Origin of the sequence: Streptomyces lienomycini (assembly GCF_027947595.1) — a bacterium.
Lineage (GTDB): Bacteria > Actinomycetota > Actinomycetes > Streptomycetales > Streptomycetaceae > Streptomyces > Streptomyces lienomycini.
The window spans coordinates 1,597,336-1,620,030 of sequence record NZ_CP116257.1; the positions used below are offsets into that span (position 1 = coordinate 1,597,336).

The window sequence follows — 22,695 nt, forward strand, 5'->3', positions numbered from 1 at the left end:
CTCCGACTGTGCCTGGCACCCATCGCTGTGGAGCCGCGTCCCGAAACTTTACGGCCACGGGACACCAAAACGCACCGTCTGTCCTTTAGTTGAGAAGGCTCCCTTGGAGCTCGGCCCGCAGATCGGGGGTCAGGACCGTGCCCGCACGGTCCACCAGAAGGGCCATCTCGTACCCAATGAGACCGATGTCCGCCTCGGGGTGTGCGAGAACGGCGAGGGACGAGCCGTCGGAGATGGACATGAGGAAGAGGAATCCGCGCTCCATCTCCACAACCGTCTGGTTCACGTGGCCGCCCTCGAAGATGCGCGAGGCACCGGCGGTCAGCGAGGTCAGACCGGAGGCGACGGCCGCGAGCTGATCGGCTCGGTCGCGGGGGAACCCTTCGGACATCGCCAGAAGGAGTCCGTCGGCGGAGACCACCACCGTGTGGGACACCCCCGGGGTGTTGTCCACGAAGTTGGTGATCAACCAGTTCAGGTTCTGCGCCGCCTGGCTCATCGGGCTCACACTAACGCTCCTGGTTGTAGGTGCTGTCAGGACCACGGTGTTCGTTCCCTGTGTCCTGGCCGTTCGTTTCACTGCCTGCGTTGCGGCCCCGTTCGACGCCGCGCCGCAGGTTGCTCAGCCTGCCCCGGACGTCCTCCGGGGCGCGGGAGACCTGAGGGCCTCCCTGTGGAGTGGTTTCGGCGGCTCCCTCGACCAGGTTGGCCTTGGGTACCCGTCGCGGCAGGCCCGAGGAGGTCACCCCACCCGCCTTGGGCTTGCGCAGCGCCGAGGCCTGCTGCCAGCGGTCGTCGTTGGCCGACCGCCAGGTGTCCTCGCCGCCCGCCCCCGGTGCGGCCGCCGGCGTCTCCAGGCCCACGTGCCCCGCATCGCCCGCGCCGCTCGCGGTGGATCCGCGGCGCGGAAGGCCGGCGTCGGTCAGCTCATGGGGGGCGGAGGGGGCCGGCCCCGGACGGTCGAAGCCTACGCGGTCCGCCTCGTTCACGTCAGCGGCCTGCGCGGATTGCGCCCCAGAGGCACCCGTGGGGTACTGGTCCGGATAACCGTTCTGATATCCGTCCTGCTGGGGCCAGTCGTCCTGGTAGCGCCGCTGTTCGAAGGGCGAGTACGTCTCCTGGGCGCCGGAGCCCGCCGGCTGCTGCCCGCCCGGGCCCTGCTCCGGGTAGGAGGGGTCCGGGTAACCGCCGTTGGGCGAGTAGCCCTCGCTCCCCGGCAGGCCGGCGCCCGACGCGTAGTACTGCTCGTCGTACGACGCCTGCCGCGGTTCCTGGTAGGCCTGCTGCTGGTCGGGGTACGCCGACTGCTGGTCGTAGCCGCCGTTCTGCTGTTCCGGGTAGCCGCCCCGGGCGGGGTCGTAGCCCGGCTGCTGCCCCGTGAACTGGTCCTGGAACCCGGTGGCCCCGGTGTGCCCGTCGCCACCCGGGTCCGCCTGACCAGGCAGCTCGGGGTGCGACTGGGCCTCCAGGGCCGCCCGGCGCTCCTCGCGCATCAGCGAACGGCCGACCGGGTCCAGCTCACGTATGTCGTCGGGGACCTCGGAGTAGCGGCTGTCGTCGAAGCCCAGTTCGGCGGCGGTCCGCATGGGCTGACCGACCTGGCCCACCTGGCCGAGGTTCTCGCTCTGGAAGTTCTGCTCCGGGATGATCTGCGAGACCGTGAACTCGTCGCGCGACTGCTGCTCGCCGCCGCCACCGTGGGTGATGGCGTCCGGGAGCATGACCAGCGACGTGGTGCCCGCCTGCTCGCCCGAGGGGCGCAGCTGGACGCGGATGCCGTGCCGGTCGGACAGCCGGCCGACCACGAACAGGCCCATGCGCTGCGAGATCGCGGCGTCCACGGTCGGCGGGTTGGCCAGCTTGTGGTTGATGTCCGCGAAGTCCTCGGCGGTCAGACCGATGCCCTTGTCGTGGATCTCGACCATCACGCGGCCGTCGGGCAGCCGGGTCGCGGTGACGCGGACCTTGGTCTGCGGGGAGGAGAACGTGGTGGCGTTCTCGAGCAGCTCGGCCAGCAGGTGCACGAGGTCGGTCACGGCCCGGCCGTGGATCTCGGCCTCCGGCACGCCGGACAGCTCGACGCGCTCGTACTGCTCCACCTCGGAGGAGGCGGCGCGCAGCACGTCGACCAGCGGGACCGGCTGGTCCCAGCGGCGGCCGGGCTCCTCGCCGGCGAGGACCAGGAGGTTCTCGCCGTTGCGGCGCATACGGGTGGCCAGGTGGTCCAGCCGGAAGAGGCTCTCCAACTGGTCCGGGTCCGCCTCGTTGTTCTCCAGGTCGGTGATCAGGCTCAGCTGGCCCTCGATCAGCGACTGGTTGCGGCGCGACAGGTTGGTGAAGATCGCGTTGATGTTGCCCCGCAGCAGAGCCTGCTCGGAGGCGAGCCGGACCGCCTCGCGGTGCACCTGGTCGAAGGCGCGGGCGACTTCGCCGATCTCGTCGGTCGTGGTGATCGGGATCGGCTGGACCCGGGTGTCCACGCGGCCGGGGTCGGTGCGGGAGAGCTGGTCGACCAGCATCGGCAGGCGCTGCTCGGCGATGCCGAAGGCGGCGTTGCGCAGCTGGCGCATGGAGCGGCTCATCCCGCGGGCCACCATGCCGGCCAGGATGAACGCGGCGAGCAGCGCGATCACGACCGCGGCACCGGTGATGTAGGCGTCACGCTCGGCGTCGTCGGCGATCGTGGACGCCTCGGACACCGCCTTGTCGGCCAGGTCCGACTCGATCTTCTGGTACGCGTCGAACTTGAGGGTGTTGACCGCCCACCAGTTCTCCGGCGTGATGCCCTGCTGGGCCAGGTCCGCCCGCGCGCTGGTGTCCGTGGAGTCCAGCCCGGCCAGCTCCGAGATCATCGTCGTCGGATTGGACGGCGGCGCCACGTAGTCCGGGTCCTTGGCCTTGGCCTCCTTGGCCATGGCCGCGCCGTCCTCCTTGAGCTTCGCCTCCGCGTCCTGGAGCTTCTGCGCGTCCGCCTCGGTGCCGCCGCCGATGTACTCCTCGATCGCGATGCGCTCGAGGTAGGCGTACGAGGACAGGGCGACACGCTGGCTGGCGAGGTGGCTGGGCTCCGGACCCGGCTTGACCAGCATGTGCATGCCGATGGAGCGCTCCAGCGAGAGCGCCGCCTTGGTCAGCGAGATCGCGTAGACGGTACGGCCGTAGGAGGTGATGTTGCCGGTGCCGAGACCGAGTTCGTTGGCGAACTCCATCAGCGGGTGGGCGACACCGGTGTAGCCCTCCTCGGTCTCCACACCCTTGAGCTTCGAGGTGTACGCGGCCTGCCGCAGCGTCTGGAGCTTGGGCTCCTGCTCGCGGAACACCTTCAGCCGGCGTTCGAGTCCCGCCTTGGCGGGCATGCCGCGGGCCGCCTCGTCGAACACGTCGGCCGCGTCGTCGGTGGCCCGGCGGGCCTTGGTGACGGTGGTGTCCTTGTCGCCCTTGCCCTGCAGCAGCGGGGCGGCCGTGAGGTCGCGTTCGTTGTACAGGGCGTTGGCGTAGCCGAGGGAGGCACGCACCAGGCGCGCGGTGCTCTCGGCGTCCTCGGCGTCCTGCCAGGTGTCGATCGAGCTCTTCACCTGGAAGCCGCCCATGACCAGGCCGACCAGCACGGGTATGAGGAGGATCGCGTTCAGCCGGGTGGGCACCCGCCAGTTGCGCGGTGAGAAACGGCCACCGCTCGCGGCGGGCACGGCCTCGGGTTCCGCGGCGGGCGCGGGGGCGGGCGCCGCTGTGCGCTGCGGCGGGGTGAAGTTGCCCCGGGCCGATGGCTCGGGACTGTTCTTGCTTCGCCTCACTCGACCAACAACCTCTCGGCGGTCGGCACCTGTGTCGTGCCGCTGTGTCTCAGAACCCGTCCGTCGTCAAGTACGTGCTACTGCTGAGTACGTCTTTGACCATTGGGCAGTTCTGGCATTCCAGCACGGCCACCAGTGCTCTTCCAAACAGTGGTACGCGGGGGTTACACGTGATGTAAGCACCGCGTAAAACGGTCATAAAGAGCGAGGCCCGTCAAATGACGGGGTGAACGTGCGCGCAGCGAGACGAGTTGACCGCGACGCGTGTCGGCACCACCCGATTCCTCTGCCGAAACGTTATGAACAGCGGAGCCGACCGTGTCAAAGGACACAGCCGGCTCCGTCTCGTCTACGACGACTGCCGTAGGAGTCCGCCGACCTGGCTGCGACTGCTGGTGTACCTACCGCAGCCGGGCCATCAGCGCGTGCTCGACCAGGGTGATCAGCGCCGACTTGGCGTCGGCGCGATGCCGGGCGTCGGTCGTGATGATCGGGGTGTCGGGGCCGATCTGCAGCGCCTCGCGCACCTCGTCCGGGGAGTACGGCTGCTGGCCGTCGAAGCCGTTGAGCGCCACGACGAACGGCAGTCCGCTGTTCTCGAAGTAGTCGACCGCCGGGAAGCAGTCGGCCAGCCGGCGCGTGTCGCACAGCACGACCGCGCCGATGGCGCCGCGGACCAGGTCGTCCCACATGAACCAGAAGCGGTCCTGGCCCGGCGTACCGAACAGGTACAGGATCAGGTCCTGGTCCAGCGTGATGCGGCCGAAGTCCATGGCGACCGTCGTGGTCGTCTTGTCCCCGGCGTGTGTGAGGTCGTCGATCCCCGCGCTGGCCGAGGTCATCACGGCCTCGGTGCGCAGGGGGTTGATCTCGGAGACGGCGCCCACGAACGTGGTCTTGCCGACGCCGAAGCCGCCGGCCACCACGATCTTCGCGGAGGTGGTCGCCCGCCCTCCGTCAGAGCTTTCGAAGTCCACTGAGCACCCTTTCGAGCAGTGTCACGTCCGGCGCACCGCCGTTGTTCTCGTCTCCGCCAGGCTGGTGAATGGCGACGAGCCCGGCCTCCGCGAGGTCCGCGACCAGGATCCGCGCCACACCGAGCGGCATCGCCAGCAGGGCCGACACCTCGGCCACCGATTTCACCTCGCGGCACAAATGGCAGATGCGCTGGTGCTCGGGGAGGAGCCCCATGAGCGCTGCCGGGTCGGCCGTCGTACTGATCAGCGCCTCGATGGCGAGCTGATAGCGCGGCCTGGTCCGGCCACCGGTCATCGCGTAGGGACGTACCAGCGGCTGGTCGCCCTCGTCCTCGTACGGCTCCGCGTACGGATCATGAGAGGCGGTGGGCGGGGTCATGAGTCCTCCGGGCGGGACAGCAAGTCGGTCAGTCAAGCCGTCTGACGAGGCCGGTGGGGGGATTGTGGCGGCCGGACGGTGATTTGGTAACACGGGTGGTGCCGGGGCCGATCAGTGGAGCAGACTGCCTTGTAGTTCGGCGCGCAGGTCGGGTGTGAGCACCGCGCCCGCGCGGTCGACCAGGAGCGCCATCTCGTAGCCGACGAGGCCGATGTCGCACTCGGGGTGCGCGAGGACGGCCAGGGACGAGCCGTCCGAGACGGACATGAGGAAGAGGAACCCTCGTTCCATCTCCACGACCGTCTGCGCGACGTTGCCGCCCTCGAAGATCCGGGACGCCCCGGCGGTCAGCGAGGTCAGCCCCGAGGCGACGGCCGCGAGTTGGTCGGCGCGGTCGCGCGGGAAGCCTTCCGACATCGCCAGAAGAAGTCCGTCGGCGGACACGACGACGGTGTGGGACACCCCTGGGGTGTTGTCCACGAAATTCGTGATCAACCAGTTGAGGTTCTGTGCCGCCTGGCTCATCGGGCTCAACTAACGCTCCTGCTGGTGAGTGGGCCGCGGATAGCTGCCGGTCTGGTTGGTGCCGGTACCGGCCTGACGGCCCTGTGCGATTCCCCGACGGAGATTGGTCAGCCGGCCGCGCACGTCGTCGGGCGCACGCGAAACCGCCGGACCGCTCTGGTGCGACTGCTGCTGAGCCGTCCCCGGGACGAGGTTGGCCCGGGGGACCCGGCGCGGGAGGCCGGAGGTGGTGACTCCGCCCGCGGCCGGCTGCCGGACGCGCTCCGCCTGCCGGACGAGATCGTCGTTCGGCGAGCTGCGCCAGGCGGAGGTGGCGGGCCGCTGGGGGGCCGCCGGGGTCTGGGGCTGGACGGCCTGCGGCTCCGCCGGTGCCGCGGCCGGGGGCTCCTGCTGGGCCCTCGCTTCGCGGTCGCCGTGGAACCAGTTGGTCTCCAGCGTGTCGAACAGTGGCGTCCGCCCGTCACCGGGACCGGAGGCCGGGGGCAGCGCCCATTCGTCTCCGGGCCGCTGCGCGGGAGCGCCGTGGGAATGCGGGGCGGGGCGCTCCTCGGGAGCCGGACGCTGCGGGGCCGGCGGACGCGGGGCACCGAAGTCGTTGCCGCCCGGCACGCCGTTCATCCGCGGGGCTTCGAACTGACCGGTCCGGTCCGGGTCCTGACGGCTCGGCAGGCCGTGCTGCCCGGTCGAGCCGTTGTCGTAGCCCTGGACGCCGGTGAACCGGTCGCCCGGCGCCGGCTCGTGCGGAGTCGGGTCGTGCGGAGCCGGCTGCGAGGGCTGCCCGCCGAAGACGTCCGAGCGGACGAAGGAGCCCGTGTCCTGCTGCGGGGCGCTCGGCTCGGGCCGCGCGAACTGGTCGTCGTGCGGGGCGGTCTGACCGCCCCGGCCGTACTGGTCCTGTCCGTACTGGTCCTGTCCGAGCCCGCCCTGGCCGTACTGGTCCTGGCCGTACTGACCCCGGCCGTACTGCTCGTCGTACTGGTTCGGGTCGGGCTGCGCGAACTGGCCCGTGTTCTGGGCCTCGTCGCGGCGGGGCGGCGGGGCGTCGAAGTCCGGGCGGGCGAACTCGGCCGTGGCGGCGGGGGACTGGGGCTCGCCGAACCGGGGCACCGCCGGCATCTCCGTGGTGGAACCCGGGCCCTGCCTCTCGTCGAGACGCGGTGTCAGGTCGGTGCGCGAACTGTCCGGCTCGTCGTGGCCGCGCGGGGTGTCCAGCGAGGCGCGCGGCACGGGCGGCTGCGCGTTCTCGTCGCTCCAACTGGGCACCCGCGGCTGCGGGTTGCCGCCGGGCAGCTCGGCCCGCGGACCACCGCGGGGCGGCAGCTGCGGACGACGGCCCTGCTCGGCGTCGCCGTTGTTCCCGCGCTTGCCGCGCTGCGGCGGAGCGACGGGGCCGCGCGTACCGCCGAACATGTCCTGGCCCTGCGGGGCGTTGTTCTGCGGCGCGTTCATGCCCGCGGCCTGCAGACCCTGCGGAGCACCGGGCGCCTGACCGGCACCGGCGCCCGCGCCGGCCGGGGCCGGACGGTTCTGCTGGCCCGGACCCGCCGGAGACTGGGGACCGCGCGGCCCGCCCGGCGCACCCGGACGACCGCCCGTGTCGCGCCCGGGCAGTGCGGCCCGCGGTCCCTGACCGGCGCCGAGCCGGCCACCCGGCGCACCGGCGCCGAGGGCACCGCCACCACCGCCGAAGGCGCCGCCGCCCCCGAGGGCACCGCCGCCCTGACCGCCGCGACGGGCCGCGGCCACACCGGCGGCGGCCTGCGCGGCGGCCGGACCGCCGGAGCCCGCGGCGGACTGACCCGGCTTCGGCTGCGGCTTGCGGCCGCCCTGGGCGACGTCGACGGGCAGCATGACCAGCGCGGTCGTACCGCCGGAGTCGGACGGGCGCAGCTGGATGCGGATGCCGTGGCGCTGCGAGAGGCGGCCGACCACGAACAGGCCCATGCGGCGGGAGACGGAGACGTCCACGGTGGGCGGCGAGGCGAGCCGCTCGTTGATCGCGGCGAGGTCCTCCGGCGAGAGGCCGATACCGGTGTCGTGGATCTCGATCAGCACGCGGCCGTCGGGCAGCGCGTGACCGGTGACCTTGACCTTGGTCTGCGGGGAGGAGAACGAGGTCGCGTTCTCCAGCAGCTCGGCGAGCAGGTGGACGAGGTCGTTGACCACGCGTCCGGCGACCTCGGTGGTCGGCACGGAGGCCAGCTCGATGCGCTCGTACTGCTCCACCTCGGAGGCGGCGGCGCGGAGCACGTCGACCAGCGGCACCGGACGCGTCCAGCGGCGGCCCGGCTCCTCACCGGCGAGGACGAGGAGGTTCTCGCCGTTACGGCGCATGCGGGTCGCGAGGTGGTCGAGCTTGAACAGCGAGGACAGCTGGTCCGGGTCGGCCTCGCGGGACTCCAGTTCGGAGATCAGCGACAGCTGACGCTGGATGAGGCCCTGGGAACGGCGCGAGAGGTTGGTGAACATCGCGTTGACGTTGCCCCGCAGCAGGGCCTGCTCGGCGGCGAGGCGGACCGCCTCGCGGTGCACGTCGTCGAAGGCCGCGGCCACTCGGCCGATCTCGTCCCGGGAGTGCACACCGACCGACTCCACCGAGGTGTCGACGTCCTGCGGGTCGGTCTCGGAGAGCTGCTTGACCAGCTCGGGCAGACGGTCCTGGGCGACCTTGGTCGCGGTGTCCTCCAGCCGGCGCAGCGAGCGGATCATGGACCGCGCCACGACGAACGCGCCGACCAGCGAGACGCCGAGCACGAGCAGGATGAGGACACCCGAGATGATGGCCTCTTGCTGCGACTCGTTGCGCAGCTCGCGGGCCTGCTGCTCCATGTCCTCCAGCAGCTTCAGCTCGATGTTCTTCATCTGCTGGATCTTGGTGGAGCTGTCGTCCAGCCAGTCCTGGTAGGACCGGGTCTTCAGACCCGCCAGGCCGTTGACCCGGCTGAGGGCGCGGCCGGCGTACTGGTCGGACGCCTCGATCACCGGGTTGCCCTCGGAGATCGGCTTGAGCAGGTCCTCCGCGCCGTCGCCGTAGATGCTGGAGAAGCTGCGGATCTCGGACGTCTGGCTCTGCAGCGCGGACTGGGCGTACAGCCGGTCGTTCTCGGCGAGCTTGCTCTTGCTGGTGTTGTTCGCGGGGAGCGCCGCGGCGAGGACCGCCCGCTGGATGGACGCGTACTCCTTGGCCGAGGAGAAGGCCGACAGAGCGCGCGTGCGCTGGATCATGTCGGGGTTGCTGGTCGCCTCCGCCATGTCCTGCGAGAGGTCCAGCAGGTGGGTGATCAGGCGGTGGTAGGCCTCGACCGTCTGGGTCGAGTTGTCGTCCACCGTGTACGCCGTGCTGCGGATCTTGGTCAGGTCGTTCAGGTCGCTCGCGATGCCGACGAGGCTGTCGCGGACGCCGACGAGCTTGCCGTCCTTGCTCGCCGCGTCGATCTGCTCGGACTTGTCGAGGAAGTTCTTCAGGGCCCGGTCGGTCTGCTCCCGGTCGCCCTTGACGGCGATCGCGCTGGACTTCGAGCCGTGGGCCAGCGGGCCGGCGGACTGGTCGCGCTCCTCCTGGAGCGCGGCGGCCAGTTCCGTGGCCTGCTTGGTCATCTCGGTCAGCAGCTTCATGTTGTCGAGCTGCTGGATGTCGTCCATCGACTGGTTGATGCGCAACGCGCCCAGCGAGGTCGCCGCGACCACCGGAAGCGCCAGCAGCGACACCAGACGGGTGGAGATCCGCCAGTTGCGCAGGGCTATGCGCGGGCCGGGGCCGGTCGAGCCCTTGGCCGGCTTCGCGGGCTGCTGCTGGCCGGGCGTGGCCGGGCCCGCCGCCTGACCGGCGCGCTCCCCGCCGTCACCGGACTGGGTCTGGCCCGGGTTCTGGGCGTGCTGGGGCGAGGAGCTGACGGCCTTGGGGCCAGTCCCGCCCTGCGGCTCCGGCTCCGCCGAAGCGCTGCCATCCCTCTTGAAACGTCCCTGCACTAGCGTCGCAACCTCTGGACCAGGCGCCCCTCCGCGTGAACGGCGGGACACGGTGTCGGCGTCATCGGGGCGCCCTGAATACGCCCCTGTGTTGGTCGTGAGTGACCGGCGCTGGTTCCCCCTTCTCGCCGCCGCTCGGCGCTGGTGTGCGCCCCCTGTGCACCGGCTCGATCCCGCAGCGGTCCGTGGAATTCCAGCACAGTGCAGGATCTCCAACAAGGCCCGTGGGGCAGGCCGTGAGATACGTGACACCACGTGAGGACCGGGTCACCAGCAGTAGAAGATGATCACCCGTAAACCGGACGTATGTACGCGAGTCGTCGAGGCCGGGAAGGTGTCCCAGTCGCCATGATCAGCAGCGGAATGATGGCTTCAGGTGTGCAATGTCGCTTTAGTCGGAGTGGCGCGAGCGCCGCAATTGACCGGTTTGACCCTTGATAAGTGAGCAAACTCACACCCGGATCGTGGGCTCTCCCGGGGTTGGCGGGGAATCGCGTGTTTAGCCTGACGCTTTACAGAGAAGGCAAAACCGACAACCCGCGCCCTCGCAGGGGCTTTCGCCGCTCCTCGGGCGCCCGGACACGACAGGGCTCCTGACAACCGTGAAGACGACGATGATGTTCCACAAGATCGCCAACCCGCGACGCACGACGCTGGCGCACCTCGAGGGCGCCGACGACCTGCGGACGCCGGAGCAGCCGGAGCACGCCGTCGAGCTCCCCACCCAGACCGCCAACCCCCGCCGCACGATCCTCATGGAGATCCCGGCCACGGCGTCCGTCGGAGAGTAGTACGACACAGGGCCGCCACCCGCTCAGCGGCTACTCCCGCCCCTTGCCGCGTTAGCCTGGAGCGTCAGACTCCAGCCAGCTCAGTCAAGGGGCCAAGCAACCCGTGCGCATCGCCAGGTTCTCCATCGACGGGAACGTCGCCTTCGGCGCGGTCGAGGGCGACCAGCCGGACCAGCTCGTCCTCGACATCATCAAGGGCATCCCGTTCGCGGACTTCGAGCTCTCCGGCACCAAGGTGCCCCTGAGCAAGGTGCGGCTCCTGCCGCCGGTACTCCCCAACAAGGTCGTCGCCTTCGGCCGCAACTACGCCGAACACGCCCGCGAACTCGGCAACGAGGTGCCCGACGCCCCGTTCGCCTTCTTCAAGCCGTCCACCTCGGTCATCGGCCCCGGCGACGCCATCCAGTACCCCTCCTTCAGCGAGGAACTGCACCACGAGGCCGAACTCGCCGTCGTCATCGGCCGCATGTGCCGCGAGGTCCCGCGCGAGCGCGTCAAGGACGTGATCTTCGGCTACACCTGCGCCAACGACGTCACCGCCCGCGACGTGCAGCGCCGCGAGAAGCAGTGGGCCAGGGCCAAGGGCTTCGACTCCGCCTGCCCGCTCGGCCCCTGGGTGGAGACCGACCTGGACCCGGCCGACCTGACCATCCAGCTCACGGTCAACGGAGGCCAGCGCCAGCTCGGCCGCACCAGCGAGATGATCCACTCCATCGAGGATCTGATCGTCAACATCTCCGAGGCGATGACGCTCCTGCCCGGCGACGTGATCCTCACGGGCACCCCGGCCGGCGTCGGCCCCCTCAACGTCGGCGACGAGGTCGCCGTCACCATCGAAGGCATCGGCACTCTCACCAACAAGGTTGTCAAGCGTGGCTAGCGCATCCGCCCCAGCAGTCCGTGTCCGTTTCTGCCCCTCGCCCACCGGTAACCCCCACGTGGGCCTGGTCCGCACCGCTCTGTTCAACTGGGCCTTCGCCCGGCACCACCAGGGCACGCTGGTCTTCCGCATCGAGGACACCGACGCGGCCCGCGACTCCGAGGAGTCGTACAACCAGCTGCTCGACGCGATGCGCTGGCTGGGCTTCGACTGGGACGAGGGCCCCGAGGTCGGCGGCCCGCACCCGCCCTACCGCCAGTCGCAGCGCATGGACATCTACCAGGACGTCGCCGCCAAGCTCCTCGACGCCGGCCACGCCTACCACTGCTACTGCTCCCAGGAGGAGCTGGACACCCGCCGCGAGGCCGCCCGCGCCGCCGGCAAGCCCTCCGGTTACGACGGCCACTGCCGCGAGCTGAGCGCCGCGCAGACCGAGGAGTACACGGCGCAGGGCCGCGAGCCCATCGTCCGCTTCCGGATGCCCGACGAGGCGATCACCTTCACGGACCTGGTCCGCGGCGAGATCACCTACCTCCCCGAGAACGTCCCGGACTACGGCATCGTCCGCGCCAACGGAGCCCCGCTCTACACGCTGGTCAACCCGGTCGACGACGCCCTGATGGAGATCACCCACGTCCTGCGCGGCGAGGACCTGCTCTCCTCCACCCCGCGCCAGATCGCCCTGTACAAGGCGCTGATCGAGCTGGGCGTCGCCAAGGAGATCCCCGCCTTCGGCCACCTGCCGTACGTCATGGGCGAGGGCAACAAGAAGCTGTCCAAGCGCGACCCGCAGTCCAGCCTCAACCTCTACCGCGAGCGCGGCTTCCTCCCCGAGGGCCTGCTCAACTACCTCTCCCTCCTCGGCTGGTCGCTCTCCGCCGACCAGGACATCTTCACCATCGACGAGATGGTCGCGGCCTTCGACATCTCCGACGTCAACCCGAACCCGGCGCGCTTCGACCTCAAGAAGTGCGAGGCGATCAACGCGGACCACATCCGCCTCCTGGAGATCAAGGACTTCACCGAGCGCTGCCGCCCCTGGCTGAAGGCCCCCGTCGCCCCCTGGGCGCCCGAGGACTTCGACGAGGCCAAGTGGCAGGCGATCGCCCCGCACGCGCAGACCCGCCTGAAGGTCCTCTCCGAGATCACCGACAACGTCGACTTCCTGTTCCTGGCGGAGCCGGTCTCCGACGAGGCGAGCTGGACGAAGGCGATGAAGGAGGGCTCGGACGCGCTTCTGGCCACGGCCCGCGAGAAGCTCGACGCGGCCGACTGGACGTCCCCGGAGTCCCTGAAGGAGGCCGTCCTGGCCGCCGGCGAGGCCCACGGTCTCAAGCTCGGCAAGGCCCAGGCCCCCGTCCGCGTCGCCGTCACCGGCCGCACGGTCGGCCTGCCCCTCTTCGAGTCCCTGGAGGTCCTGGGCAAGGAGAAGGCACTGGCCCGGATCGACGCGGCGCTGGCACGGCTCACCGCGTAACCGACGCGGTACTCGAAGGGCGGCGTCCGCACGGACGCCGCCCTTCTCCGTACCCGCCCGGCCCCTGCGACCGGCGCCGCCGGCGAGATCCCGGCAGACTGACGGCATGCGCCGCGACGACATCGACCCCCGCTTCTTCGGAGACCGGCTCGCCTACAACCGCGCCGTACTCGTCGAGCAGCCCCGGCGCTGGCTCGTCGTCGCCGGTCACGAGGCCCGCGACGACGAGGGCGGCATCGCCGCCGTGGGCGACATCCGCGGCCAGATCCGGCTGACCTTCCGGCGCCTGGCCGAGACGCTGGACAAGGCCGGGTTCGCCCTGAGCGACCTCGTCCAGATCAGGATCCTCACCGTCGACATCGAGGCGATGACGGCCCACTACGACGCCGTACTGGACGAACTGGCCGCCGCCGACTGCCGCCCGGCCAGCCTGCTGGCCGAGGTCCGGGCCCTGTCCGACCCGCGGATGCTGGTCGAGATCGAGGGCCTGGCCGCGCAGTAGGCGGTGCGCGCCGGCGCATGTCCCTGTGCCGCCCGGCTTCCGCTCAGGAAAGCAGCGGCAGGCCTCCCTCGGGTTCCGTATCGGGCCGCTCAGGTGTGGGAGCCCCCGGCTGCCCTGGAATTGCGGAAGCGGGCACGGAGGCGGCAACCTTCGCGGGCCCGAACATGAGTCCGGACGACTGCCGTGTCCTGCGGTCCGACACGACGATCCCGCCCCGCCACTTGCCTACGGGGTCCTGATACCGGAACTGCAGGTTCTTGAGCCGCTCCCCGAACTGCTCCCGAAGCGGCTGGTAGGCGTCGTCGCAGTGCACGTTCCAGGTCACGTCGTTGAGGTAGGCGTGACAGGCGATGGGGAACAGCAGCGACGAGACCACGAGATCCGCGAGCTGAAGCAGGGCGTGCGTGTCACTGTGGCCAAAAACGGGTGACTCGATGACGCCGCGCAGGCTGTCCCCGCCCGATCGGTATTTGCGGGTCGTCACGCAGTGCACGTTGGGCGCGTTTTTTACCTTCGTACGACTGTCCAGGACCATTATGCCGCGGGAGTGCTCGTGGGCGAGCTGCGCCTGGAAGGTTTCGTTCAGCGCGGCGACGGAGGCAGGATAGACGCCGGACTCGTCGAACGCGAGTCCTTCTTCCTTGATCCACACGCGAGCGAGGACGCGACTTTCGTGGGCCTCCAGTATGGCGAGCAGTGACCCCACCAGCTCCATGGCTGCCCGTCGCCAGTTGTGGTTGCCGGCCCGGAGGTTCTTACGGACATCCGCGCCCTTGATCTCGTGCTGGATCACCTCGGACAGCTGCTCGGCATTCCGTAACTGCGGCCGATAGTGCTTCTTGACGTCGAGGAAAGCCCAGGTGAGAGACCTCACGTGGGCTCGCGGCACGGTGAATCCGCCGACGACGAGGACCGGGGGAGCGTCAGGTCTGGCGGGGTCGAGCGTCTGCCCGTTGCCCGCCTCGTCGATGTAGCAGAGATGCACCGAACCTCCCCGAAAACACGTCTGTGGCCGCCCCCGAAGGGACGGCCACAGGGTCTGCGCAGTCATATGCGCGATGTTTTGCTTGCTGAGCCCGATCCTGCCAACGCGGCTACGGACGGTCAAGGTGGGCGTCGCGCCGGGTTGACCTTGGGATCGGATTTCGGTCAGGCCTGGCGGGCCAGATCAAGGAAGGCGGCCCAGGTGGTGGAGCGCACCCTGAGGGTGCCGTGGGCGGGGGCCTTGGAGTCGCGGATGTGGATGGTGGCGGGGGTGGGGGCGACTTCGATGCACTCGCCGCCCTCACCACCGCTGTGACTGCTCTTGAACCAGTGGAGCGACTGGTTTTTGGACTGCTCGGTGTTCATGGCTCTCCTTGCAGCAACTTCTCGATATGGCGCAGAGACTCGGCAGGAGACAGCGCCTGAGCCCGCAGGATTCCATATCGAACGGCGAACCCGCGTACAGGTTCTCGATCGGTGATCACTCGTCCGTTGCCCTGGCTCTCCACATACGCGACCTGCTCCCCTCCACGGGGCGTCATCAGCGTGAATGGACCGTCCGCTCCTGCGTGGTCAGCCGTACGCGTTGGCATCACCTGGATCTCGACGTTGGGGTTCTCGCCTGTCAGACGCAGGTGTTCGAGCTGGCCATGGAGCACTTCGATGCTGCCGTACGGGCGTTCCAGCACAGACTCCTCGATCACGAAGCTGAGCGTTGGAGCGGGAGTGCGCTCGAAGAGCTTCTGCCGAGCCATCCGAGCGGCAGCCATCTGCTCGATCTCGGACTCGTCACGTCGCGGACGCCGCACGGTGAACATCGTCCTGGCGTACTCCTCGGTCTGGAGCAGGCCGGGAACTGCGAGGACGGCATACGCGTGGAACTCAACGGCCTCCTCCTCGATCCGTGCCGCATCGCGGAAGAAGGCTGGATACCGGGTCAGCGCCACCGGACGCTTCATGGCGAGGAGTACGCCCTCGGCCTCCAGCAGCTGGTCGAGCTTGTCGATGGTGTTGGGCCGGGCGATGCGCCGTCCCTGCTCGATGGCCGCGACCTGCGCCTCGCTGTACCCGAGGAGTTGCCCCAGGGCCGCCTGGGTGTGCCCGGCCCTCTCCCGGAGGATCTTGATCTGCCTGCCGAACGACCGCAGCAACTCGTCGGCCGGGTCTTCACCTCGCCGAGCGACCGCTTGTTCCGGGACCTGAGTCATGGTCTTCCCTCCAGCACCTGTCTCACCACTGACCCCGACAGTGCACCCACCGCAGTCACACAGGCACGCTGTGTATGGATGTCGTTGCTGGTCAAGCTACGCGCGTCGGCCCACGCTCGTGGCCATGACGACAGAAACGCACTCGTCCGGGGAGACCGGCCGACTTCCGCTTCCCTTGCGGGAGTTCCGCATGTCCTTCACGTCGACACCGCGAGGCGCCCGCCTGGCCCGCAGGCTCGCCTCCCACCGCCTTGATGCCTGGGGCCACCCGTACGACTCCGACCTGAACACCACGGTGACCCTGATCGTGGGCGAGCTCACGGCGAACGCCGTGACGCATGGCCGCGTGCCCGGCCGTGACTTCAGACTCTGCTTGTCGCTGGACGTGGTCGAGAGGCTGGTACGGGTGGAGGTGACCGACACCAGAGACGAGCGTATGCCTCCGGGACCACCCTCGGCGCTGCCCGAGCCGGACGCCGAGTCCGGCAGGGGCCTGTGCCTGGTCGCTGCCCTCGCAAGCCGCTGGGCGGTGCTGCCGCGTACGGACGGAGGGCCGGGCAAGACAGTGTGTGCGGAGGTTGCCGTCTGAGACACCGGACGGCGGAGCCGCAGAGTGTTCAAGGCGGTCCGCCATGAGGCCCAGGGGTCGTAGGATCCTCTGTGTGATTACGGGCGAACTGAAGAGCAAGGTGGGGCGCGTCTGGGATGCGTTCTGGTCCGGCGGCATCTCCAACCCGCTGGAGGTGATGGAGCAGATCACCTACCTGCTCTTCATCAAGCGGCTGGACGAGATCCAGACCCGCAAGGACCGCAAGGCGACCGCAACGGGCAAGCCCGACCCGGATCCCTTCTTCTCGGACGACCAGCAGGATCTGCGCTGGCAGAACTTCAAGGTCAAGGACCCCGAAATCATGTACGGGCTAGTTGCGGATGGAGTTTTCCCGTACCTCCGCCGCATGGGCGGGGACGAGTCGACGTACTCCCACCACATGAAGGACGCCCGGTTCACGATCCCGGGGCCCAACCTGCTGGCGAAGGTCGTCGACCTGCTCGACGAGATCTCCATGGACAGCAGCGACACCAAGGGCGACATCTACGAGTACCTACTCGCGAAGATCGCCACGGCTGGCCAGAATGGCCAGTTCCGCACGCCGCGCCACATCATCGACCTGATGGTTGAGATGACTCAGCCGGGACCGCGCGACGAGATCTGCGACCCGGCGTGCGGCACGGCCGGCTTCCTGGTGCAGGCGGCGTCGTACGTACAGCGGGTCCACCGCGACGCGCTGCTCGGGGTGGAGCAGCGCAAGCACTTCAACGAGTCGATGTTCCACGGCTTCGACTTCGACAACACGATGCTCCGCATCGGCTCGATGAACATGCTTCTGCACGGCATCGAGAACCCGGACATCCGCTACCGCGACTCCCTCGCGGAAAACGCGGCTGGCGAGGCAGAGCGCTACTCTTTGATCCTCGCGAACCCACCCTTCGCGGGGAGCCTGGACTATGAGTCCACGGCGGTGGACCTCCAGCGCATCGTCAAGACGAAGAAGACGGAACTGCTGTTCCTGGCACTGTTCTTGCGTCTCCTAAAGCCCGGTGGTCGGGCCGCCGTCATCGTCCCGGACGGCGTGCTCTTCGGCTCGACGAAGGCCCACAAGGAGCTGCGCCGCATCCTGGTGGAGGAGCAGCAGCTCCAGGCGGTGGTCAAGCTCCCGAGCGGGGTCTTCAAGCCATACGCCGGTGTCTCAACGGCCATCCTGTTCTTCACGAAGACGGACTCGGGCGGTACGGACCACGTCTGGTTCTACGATGTGCAGGCGGACGGCTTGAGCCTGGACGACAAGCGCAACCCGTTGCTTCCGGAGGAGCGCCTGGGCGTCAGCCCCCGGGGCAACCCGCTGACGCCAGACGAACTCTTGAAGAACAACCTCCCGGACGTCCTGGCCCGTTGGCAGGAACGAGATGGCATGGAGAGGGACCGGGCGAGGACCGAACAAAGCTTCTGCGTTCCCAAAGCGGACGTCGCAGCGCAGGGCTACGACCTCTCCCTAAACCGTTACAAGGAGATCGTCTATGAGGAGGTCGTGACGCGAACGCCAGCGGACATCTTGGCGAATCTGGAGCGACTGAACGAGGAGATCGCCAAGGGTACGGCGGAGTTGAAGGGGATGCTGGCGTGAGCGCACCCACGGTCCGAATCGGCGACATAAGCGAGCAGATCCGTGGTGTCACCTACGGGAAGGCGGATGCCACCTTGAATAGCAGCCCGGGGTATCTTCCGATTCTCCGAGCAGGGAACATCGGAGAATCGGGAATCACTTTCGATGATCTTGTCCATGTTCCCGCTGCAAAAGTGGCGGAGCGACAAATGATCCGCCAAGGCGACGTTCTGATCGCAGCGTCGAGCGGTAGCTTGTCCGCAGTCGGGAAGGCGGCGCAGGCCACCGAAGATTTCGACGGGGCATTCGGGGCTTTTTGTAAAGTGCTACGCCCGAACGAAAAAGTCGACGCCCGCTATTTCGGGCATTTTTTCCGCACCGCTCCCTATCGGCGGCATGTGGCTAATGCGGCGGCCGGAGCGAATATTAACAATCTTCGCAATGAGCATCTGGATAGCTTGACCCTGCGGTTGCCGTCCTTCGCAGTGCAAAAGCGCATCGCCGCCATCCTCGATCAGGTGGATACCCTCCGCGCCAAGTGCCGCGAGGCCATCGCTTTCCTCGGCGATCTGACCCAAGCCATGTTCATTCGTATGTTCCAGTGCGAGGGGTGTCATAAGGAGCCGTTGAGTGCGATTGTACGTAAGGGGACGATTGTAACTTACGGAATCGTTCAGGCTGGCGATGAATTCGAGAGAGGTGTGCCTTACATTCGAACCGGTGATCTCAAAGACGGTAAAATTGTCACTCATGGATTGCGACATACGGACCCGTCCATCGCAGCGAAGTTTGCAAGGTCGCGAGTTCAAGCAGGCGAAATCGTGATGAGTATTCGCGCTACTGTGGGGACTACTGCACTGGTGCCGGCCGAACTTGACGGTGCAAACTTGACTCAAGGTACCGCGCGTATTGCGCCTGGCGATAGGGTGACTGCAGAGTATCTGCTGGCCTACTTGCGGTCCCGTGAGGCGCAGTCCTGGATTCATCGGCAGGTGAAGGGTGCTACTTTCCGTGAAATCACTCTCGGGAAGTTGCGTGAACTCGAAGTTCCGCTGCCCCCGTTCGCTCGGCAACTGGAATTTTCGCAGCGGGTGCAAGCAGCGGAGGCGCAGCTTGCCGTACACCGCACTCACCTCGCCACCCTTGACGAACTCTTCACTTCCCTTCAGCACCGTGCTTTCTCCGGCGCCCTCTGGGATCATGAAGCCTTCGGCGAGGCCGCGTAAGCCGCTCTCGTCGTACCCGGTGCGCAGCACCGACCGCACCACACGCCGCCCGTGCGGCCGGGCAGGGGAGCCCGGCCCACAGGTGGTTCTGCTGTAGGAGACGGACGAACACGTTGGCCTCGTGCGGGCCGGGACGCCGACCCCGGTCCCGTACGACAGGGCCGCCACAGGGGGAGGGGCACCGCACCGCCATGGGTAGCGACCAGAACAATCAGAGCAGCCAGAACAGCGACGCTCAAGGTCAGGCCGAGCACGGCAAGAGCGCCCGTGATCGCGCCGCCGCCGACAACATCGGCCGAACCGCAAGCGGCAACTTCACCTTCCTCCGCGCCGAATGGCCCGCCCTCCATGACGAAGCGACCCGCGCCGAGCGGCTGATCCACCACGACCCCCGCGCCGCCTGCTTCTACGCCCGCCGTGCCATCGAGATCACGGCCCGCTGGATGTACGACAAGGACACCAGCCTCAGCGAGCCCTACAAAAAAGATCTGGCGGCGATGCTCCACGAGCCGAGCTTCCGGCAGCTCGTCGGGCCGACGGTCAACGCCAAGATGGACCTCATCCGTCGGCACGGCAACAACGCCGTGCACAAGGCCGCCCCGGTCCCGAAAGCCGTTGCCGAGGCCAGCGTCAGGGAGCTGTTCCACTCCCTCTACTGGTTCGCACGCACCTACACGCGCCAGGCTTCGGCTCTGCCGCTCGCCGGGCTGGAGTTCGACACCAGCGCCGTACCGCGTCCCCTTTCCCCGCAGGGCCGCGCCCTAAAGCAGGCCGAGCTCAAGGCCAAGGAGGCGGAGGACGAGTCACGCTTCAAGCAGCAGGCCGAGGAACTGGCCGCCGAGCGCGCGCAGAACAAGGATCTCGCCCGCCAGCTCGAAGAGCTCAAGGCGCAGGTCGCCGCCGCCAAGGCCGCCAACCAGGCCGTGCGGGACATGCACGACTACGACGAGAAGGCGACCCGGGACGCCTTCATTGACCTGCTCCTCAAGGAAGCGGGCTGGGACCTCCTCACCCCGGGCAAGGACACCGAGTATCCGATAGCGGCCGGGATGTCGACCAAGACGGGCAGGGGTTACGTCGACTACGTGCTCTGGGGCGACGACGGCAAGCCCCTCGCTGTCGTCGAGGCCAAACGCGCCCGGCGGGACGCCCGTGACGGGCAGCAACAGGCGAAGCTGTACGCGGACGCGCTCCAGGAGCAGTTCAACCGGCGCCCGGTGATCTTCTACACCAACGGCTACGAGACCTACCTCTGGGACGACGCCGCGTGGGGCGAGGAAAATGGCAAGGAGAAGGGCTACCCACCCCGCAAGGTGCAGGGCTTCCTCACCAAGGAAGAGCTCCATTGGCGCATCCGCCAGCGCGCCGGACGCCTCTCCCTCATCACCACGGCGGTGAACGAGAAGATCGCGGGCCGCCCCTACCAGCTCCGCGCGATCAAGCGGGTCGGCGCGACCTTCGAGCGGGACCGTATCCGTCAGGCGCTGCTCGTCATGGCGACCGGCACCGGCAAGACCCGTACCACCGTGGCCCTCGTGGACCAGCTGATGAAGGCCGGCTGGGCGCAGCGGGTGCTCTTCCTCGCCGACCGGCAGGCGCTGGTCACCCAGGCGATGAAGGCGTTCAAGGAGAACCTGCCGAACACCCCCGTGGCCAGCCTGCTCGACGACAAGGCCGCCTCTGCCCGTGTCTACCTCTCCACGTACCAGACGATGATGAAGCAGATCGACGTCGTGGACGGCGCGGGCCGACGCCGCTTCGGGCCGGGCCACTTCGACCTGATCGTCATCGACGAGGCGCACCGCTCCGTGTACGCGAAGTACGGCGAGCTGTTCCGCTACTTCGACTCGCTCCTGCTCGGCCTGACCGCGACGCCCAAGGACGAGATCGACCACAACACCTACAAGCTCTTCGCCATGGAAGACGGCGTGCCGACCGACTCCTACGACCTCCACGAAGCCGCCGCCGAGGGCTACCTCGTGCTCCCCAAGGCGGTGAAGGTGCCGTTGAAGTTCATGGAGCACGGCATTCGCTACGCCGAACGCTCGCCCGAGGAGAAAGCCGAGTGGGACGCCAAGGAGTGGACCGAGGACGGTGACATCCCGGACGCGGTGGGCCGCCACGACATGAACAAGTTCCTCTTCAACGAGGACACCGTGGACAAGATGCTGGAGACGCTGATGACGCGCGGCCACCGCGTCGAGGGCGGCGACCGGCTCGGCAAGACGATCATCTTCGCCAAGAACAACGACCACGCCCGGTACATCGAGGAGCGCTACAACGCGAACTACCCGCAGGGTGCCGGCCACACCGCGCGCGTGATCACGTACAAGGAGACGTACGCCCAGTCCCTCATCGACGACTTCTCCAACCCGAAGAACCCGCCGAACGCCCCCGACATCGCCATCTCGGTCGACATGCTCGACACCGGGATCGACGTGCCCGAGGTTGTGAACCTGGTCTTCGCCAAGCCGGTCTTCTCCAAGACCAAGTTCTGGCAGATGATCGGCCGCGGCACCCGCCTGCGCCCGGCCCTCTACGGCCCCGACCCCGGGAACCCAGACCACGCCAAGCAGAACTTCTACGTCTTCGACTTCTGCGGCAACATCGACTTCTTCAACAGCCAGCTCGACCGGTCGGAGGGACGCAGAGCCGTCACCCTCACCGAGAAGCTCCTCCAGCGCCAGCTCGACCTGGTCCGGGTCCTGGACAAGCGGCAGCAGCCCGACCCGGCACGGGACGCCGGTCCCGAAGGGCTCGGCACCGAGGCGGAGATCCGCTGGTCACTGGCCCACCGGCTGCACCACACCGTCACCGGCATGAACCTGGACAACTTCCTGGTCCGCCCGCACCGCCGGGAGATCGAGGTCTTCAGCGACTTCGGAAGCTGGCACCGGGTGGACGACGACGCGGACACCGCGATCCGTGACCACCTGCTCGGACTGCCCAGCGAGTTCCGCCCGGACGACGAGGAGACGGGCGAGGAGGCCAAGCGATTCGACCTGATGGCCTATGGCCTCCAGCTCGCCGCGCTCGAAGGAGGCAAGGACTTCGCCAAGCTGCGCGGGAAGATCCAGGACATCGCCTCCAACCTGCTCACCAAGACCAACATCCCGGCGGTCGGCGAGCAGGCCGAGCTGCTGGAAGCGGTGGCCAGCGAAGAGTGGTGGAACGACGTGACCCTCCCGATGCTGGAAGACATGCGCCGCCGTATGCGCCGACTGGCGCGGCTCACCGACCCCAAGGTCAAGCGGAACGTCGTGTACACCGACTTCGTCGACGAGTTCGGTGACATCAGCGAGGCCGAGATCCAGGGGATGCCCCAGGGCACGGACGAGCAGCGCTTCAAGCAGAAGGCGCGGGCCTATCTCCTCCGCCACGAGGACCAGCCGGTCGTGCGCAAACTGCGGCTCAACGAGCAGATCACCGAGCTCGATCTCGCGAGCCTGGAGGAGATCTTCCTCGCGGAGGCCGTCGCCTCGCCCGAGGATCTCGACGAGGTGCGGTCCTCCGGTGGCCTCGGTCTGTTCGTGCGGGGACTGTGCGGGCTGGACCGGCAGGCCGCACAGAAGGCGTTCGAGGCCTTCTGCGCGGGCAAGCAGTTCAGCTCCCGCCAGCTCGATTTCCTGACGCTGATCATCGACACGGTGGTCAGGCGCGGAATCCTGAGCTTGGGAGATCTGTACGAGGACTCGTTCGCCGATCTCGCCCCCGGCGGTCCGGACGACCTGTTCACAGGCGACGAGCTCGAACGCCTCAAGGTCATCTTCAAGGAACTGGAGCGGACGGCCCAGCCCACGGCCCTGGCGGCGTGATGCGTG

At 68.3% G+C, this 22,695-nt stretch carries 17 protein-coding genes; 8 read left to right on the forward strand and 9 right to left on the reverse strand.

Translation table 11 applies throughout. The annotated features are described in order from the left end of the window. Nucleotides 1-85: 85 nt before the first annotated feature. The 6 genes from BJ961_RS07505 to BJ961_RS07530 all read right to left on the reverse strand — a co-directional run bounded on the left by BJ961_RS07505 (nt 86) and on the right by BJ961_RS07530 (nt 9,644). Nucleotides 86-499 carry a roadblock/LC7 domain-containing protein gene (locus tag BJ961_RS07505; RefSeq protein WP_037625176.1) on the reverse strand — a complete coding sequence of 138 codons (414 nt, stop codon included), beginning with the start codon at nt 497-499 and terminating at the stop codon, nt 86-88. 10 nt (nt 500-509) lie between these two features. Then, nucleotides 510-3,794, reverse strand: coding sequence for a sensor histidine kinase (locus BJ961_RS07510; protein ID WP_271320532.1), 3,285 nt, complete (start codon nt 3,792-3,794; stop codon nt 510-512). A gap of 401 nt (nt 3,795-4,195) precedes the next feature. Next, nucleotides 4,196-4,771 (reverse strand): GTP-binding protein, encoded by a 576-nt coding sequence (locus BJ961_RS07515; protein ID WP_003973455.1) that lies wholly within the window; start codon nt 4,769-4,771, stop codon nt 4,196-4,198. Beyond that, nucleotides 4,752-5,150, reverse strand: a complete 399-nt coding sequence (locus BJ961_RS07520; RefSeq protein ID WP_003973454.1) for a DUF742 domain-containing protein — start codon at nt 5,148-5,150, stop codon at nt 4,752-4,754. The genes BJ961_RS07515 and BJ961_RS07520 overlap by 20 nt, the downstream gene beginning before the upstream one ends. Nucleotides 5,151-5,261: 111 nt before the next feature. Beyond that, nucleotides 5,262-5,675 (reverse strand): roadblock/LC7 domain-containing protein, encoded by a 414-nt coding sequence (locus BJ961_RS07525; protein ID WP_003973453.1) that lies wholly within the window; start codon nt 5,673-5,675, stop codon nt 5,262-5,264. 9 nt (nt 5,676-5,684) lie between these two features. After that, nucleotides 5,685-9,644 carry a sensor histidine kinase gene (locus BJ961_RS07530; RefSeq protein WP_271320533.1) on the reverse strand — a complete coding sequence of 1,320 codons (3,960 nt, stop codon included), beginning with the start codon at nt 9,642-9,644 and terminating at the stop codon, nt 5,685-5,687. Nucleotides 9,645-10,246: 602 nt separating this feature from the next. Here BJ961_RS07530 and BJ961_RS07535 point away from each other — a divergent pair. The 4 genes from BJ961_RS07535 to BJ961_RS07550 all read left to right on the forward strand — a co-directional run bounded on the left by BJ961_RS07535 (nt 10,247) and on the right by BJ961_RS07550 (nt 13,294). Beyond that, a complete protein-coding gene (locus BJ961_RS07535) occupies nt 10,247-10,435 on the forward strand; it encodes a hypothetical protein (RefSeq protein ID WP_271320534.1) in 189 nt (62 codons plus the stop codon). Between the two features lie 103 nt (nt 10,436-10,538). Continuing rightward, nucleotides 10,539-11,315 (forward strand): fumarylacetoacetate hydrolase family protein, encoded by a 777-nt coding sequence (locus BJ961_RS07540; protein WP_271320535.1) that lies wholly within the window; start codon nt 10,539-10,541, stop codon nt 11,313-11,315. Next, a complete protein-coding gene (gene gltX / locus BJ961_RS07545; RefSeq protein WP_271320536.1) occupies nt 11,308-12,792 on the forward strand; it encodes a glutamate--tRNA ligase in 1,485 nt (494 codons plus the stop codon). The genes BJ961_RS07540 and gltX overlap by 8 nt, the downstream gene beginning before the upstream one ends. 106 nt (nt 12,793-12,898) lie before the next feature. Further along, a complete protein-coding gene (locus BJ961_RS07550; protein ID WP_271320537.1) occupies nt 12,899-13,294 on the forward strand; it encodes a RidA family protein in 396 nt (131 codons plus the stop codon). A 43-nt stretch (nt 13,295-13,337) separates the two neighbouring features. Here the strand turns inward: BJ961_RS07550 and BJ961_RS07555 are convergent, their stop codons facing one another. The 3 genes from BJ961_RS07555 to BJ961_RS07565 form a co-directional block, all read right to left on the reverse strand. Beyond that, entirely contained in the window at nt 13,338-14,279 is a 942-nt protein-coding gene (locus tag BJ961_RS07555; RefSeq protein ID WP_271320538.1) for a DUF3800 domain-containing protein, read from the reverse strand. Nucleotides 14,280-14,443: 164 nt separating this feature from the next. Beyond that, nucleotides 14,444-14,644 (reverse strand): DUF397 domain-containing protein, encoded by a 201-nt coding sequence (locus BJ961_RS07560; protein WP_271320539.1) that lies wholly within the window; start codon nt 14,642-14,644, stop codon nt 14,444-14,446. After that, nucleotides 14,641-15,486 carry a helix-turn-helix domain-containing protein gene (locus BJ961_RS07565; protein WP_271320540.1) on the reverse strand — a complete coding sequence of 282 codons (846 nt, stop codon included), beginning with the start codon at nt 15,484-15,486 and terminating at the stop codon, nt 14,641-14,643. The genes BJ961_RS07560 and BJ961_RS07565 overlap by 4 nt, the downstream gene beginning before the upstream one ends. A 124-nt stretch (nt 15,487-15,610) precedes the next feature. Between BJ961_RS07565 and BJ961_RS07570 the strand changes: the two genes are divergently transcribed. From BJ961_RS07570 to BJ961_RS07585, 4 genes are all read left to right on the forward strand, one after another. Beyond that, nucleotides 15,611-16,075, forward strand: coding sequence for an ATP-binding protein (locus tag BJ961_RS07570; protein WP_271320541.1), 465 nt, complete (start codon nt 15,611-15,613; stop codon nt 16,073-16,075). Nucleotides 16,076-16,148: 73 nt separating this feature from the next. Further along, nucleotides 16,149-17,669, forward strand: coding sequence for a type I restriction-modification system subunit M (locus BJ961_RS07575; RefSeq protein WP_271320542.1), 1,521 nt, complete (start codon nt 16,149-16,151; stop codon nt 17,667-17,669). Next, the gene (locus tag BJ961_RS07580; RefSeq protein ID WP_271320543.1) at nt 17,666-18,874 is read left to right on the forward strand and encodes a restriction endonuclease subunit S; all 1,209 of its coding nucleotides are present in this window, start codon (nt 17,666-17,668) and stop codon (nt 18,872-18,874) included. The genes BJ961_RS07575 and BJ961_RS07580 overlap by 4 nt, the downstream gene beginning before the upstream one ends. A 191-nt stretch (nt 18,875-19,065) precedes the next feature. After that, nucleotides 19,066-22,689, forward strand: coding sequence for a DEAD/DEAH box helicase family protein (locus BJ961_RS07585; RefSeq protein ID WP_271320544.1), 3,624 nt, complete (start codon nt 19,066-19,068; stop codon nt 22,687-22,689). The last annotated feature ends 6 nt before the right edge of the window (nt 22,690-22,695 follow it).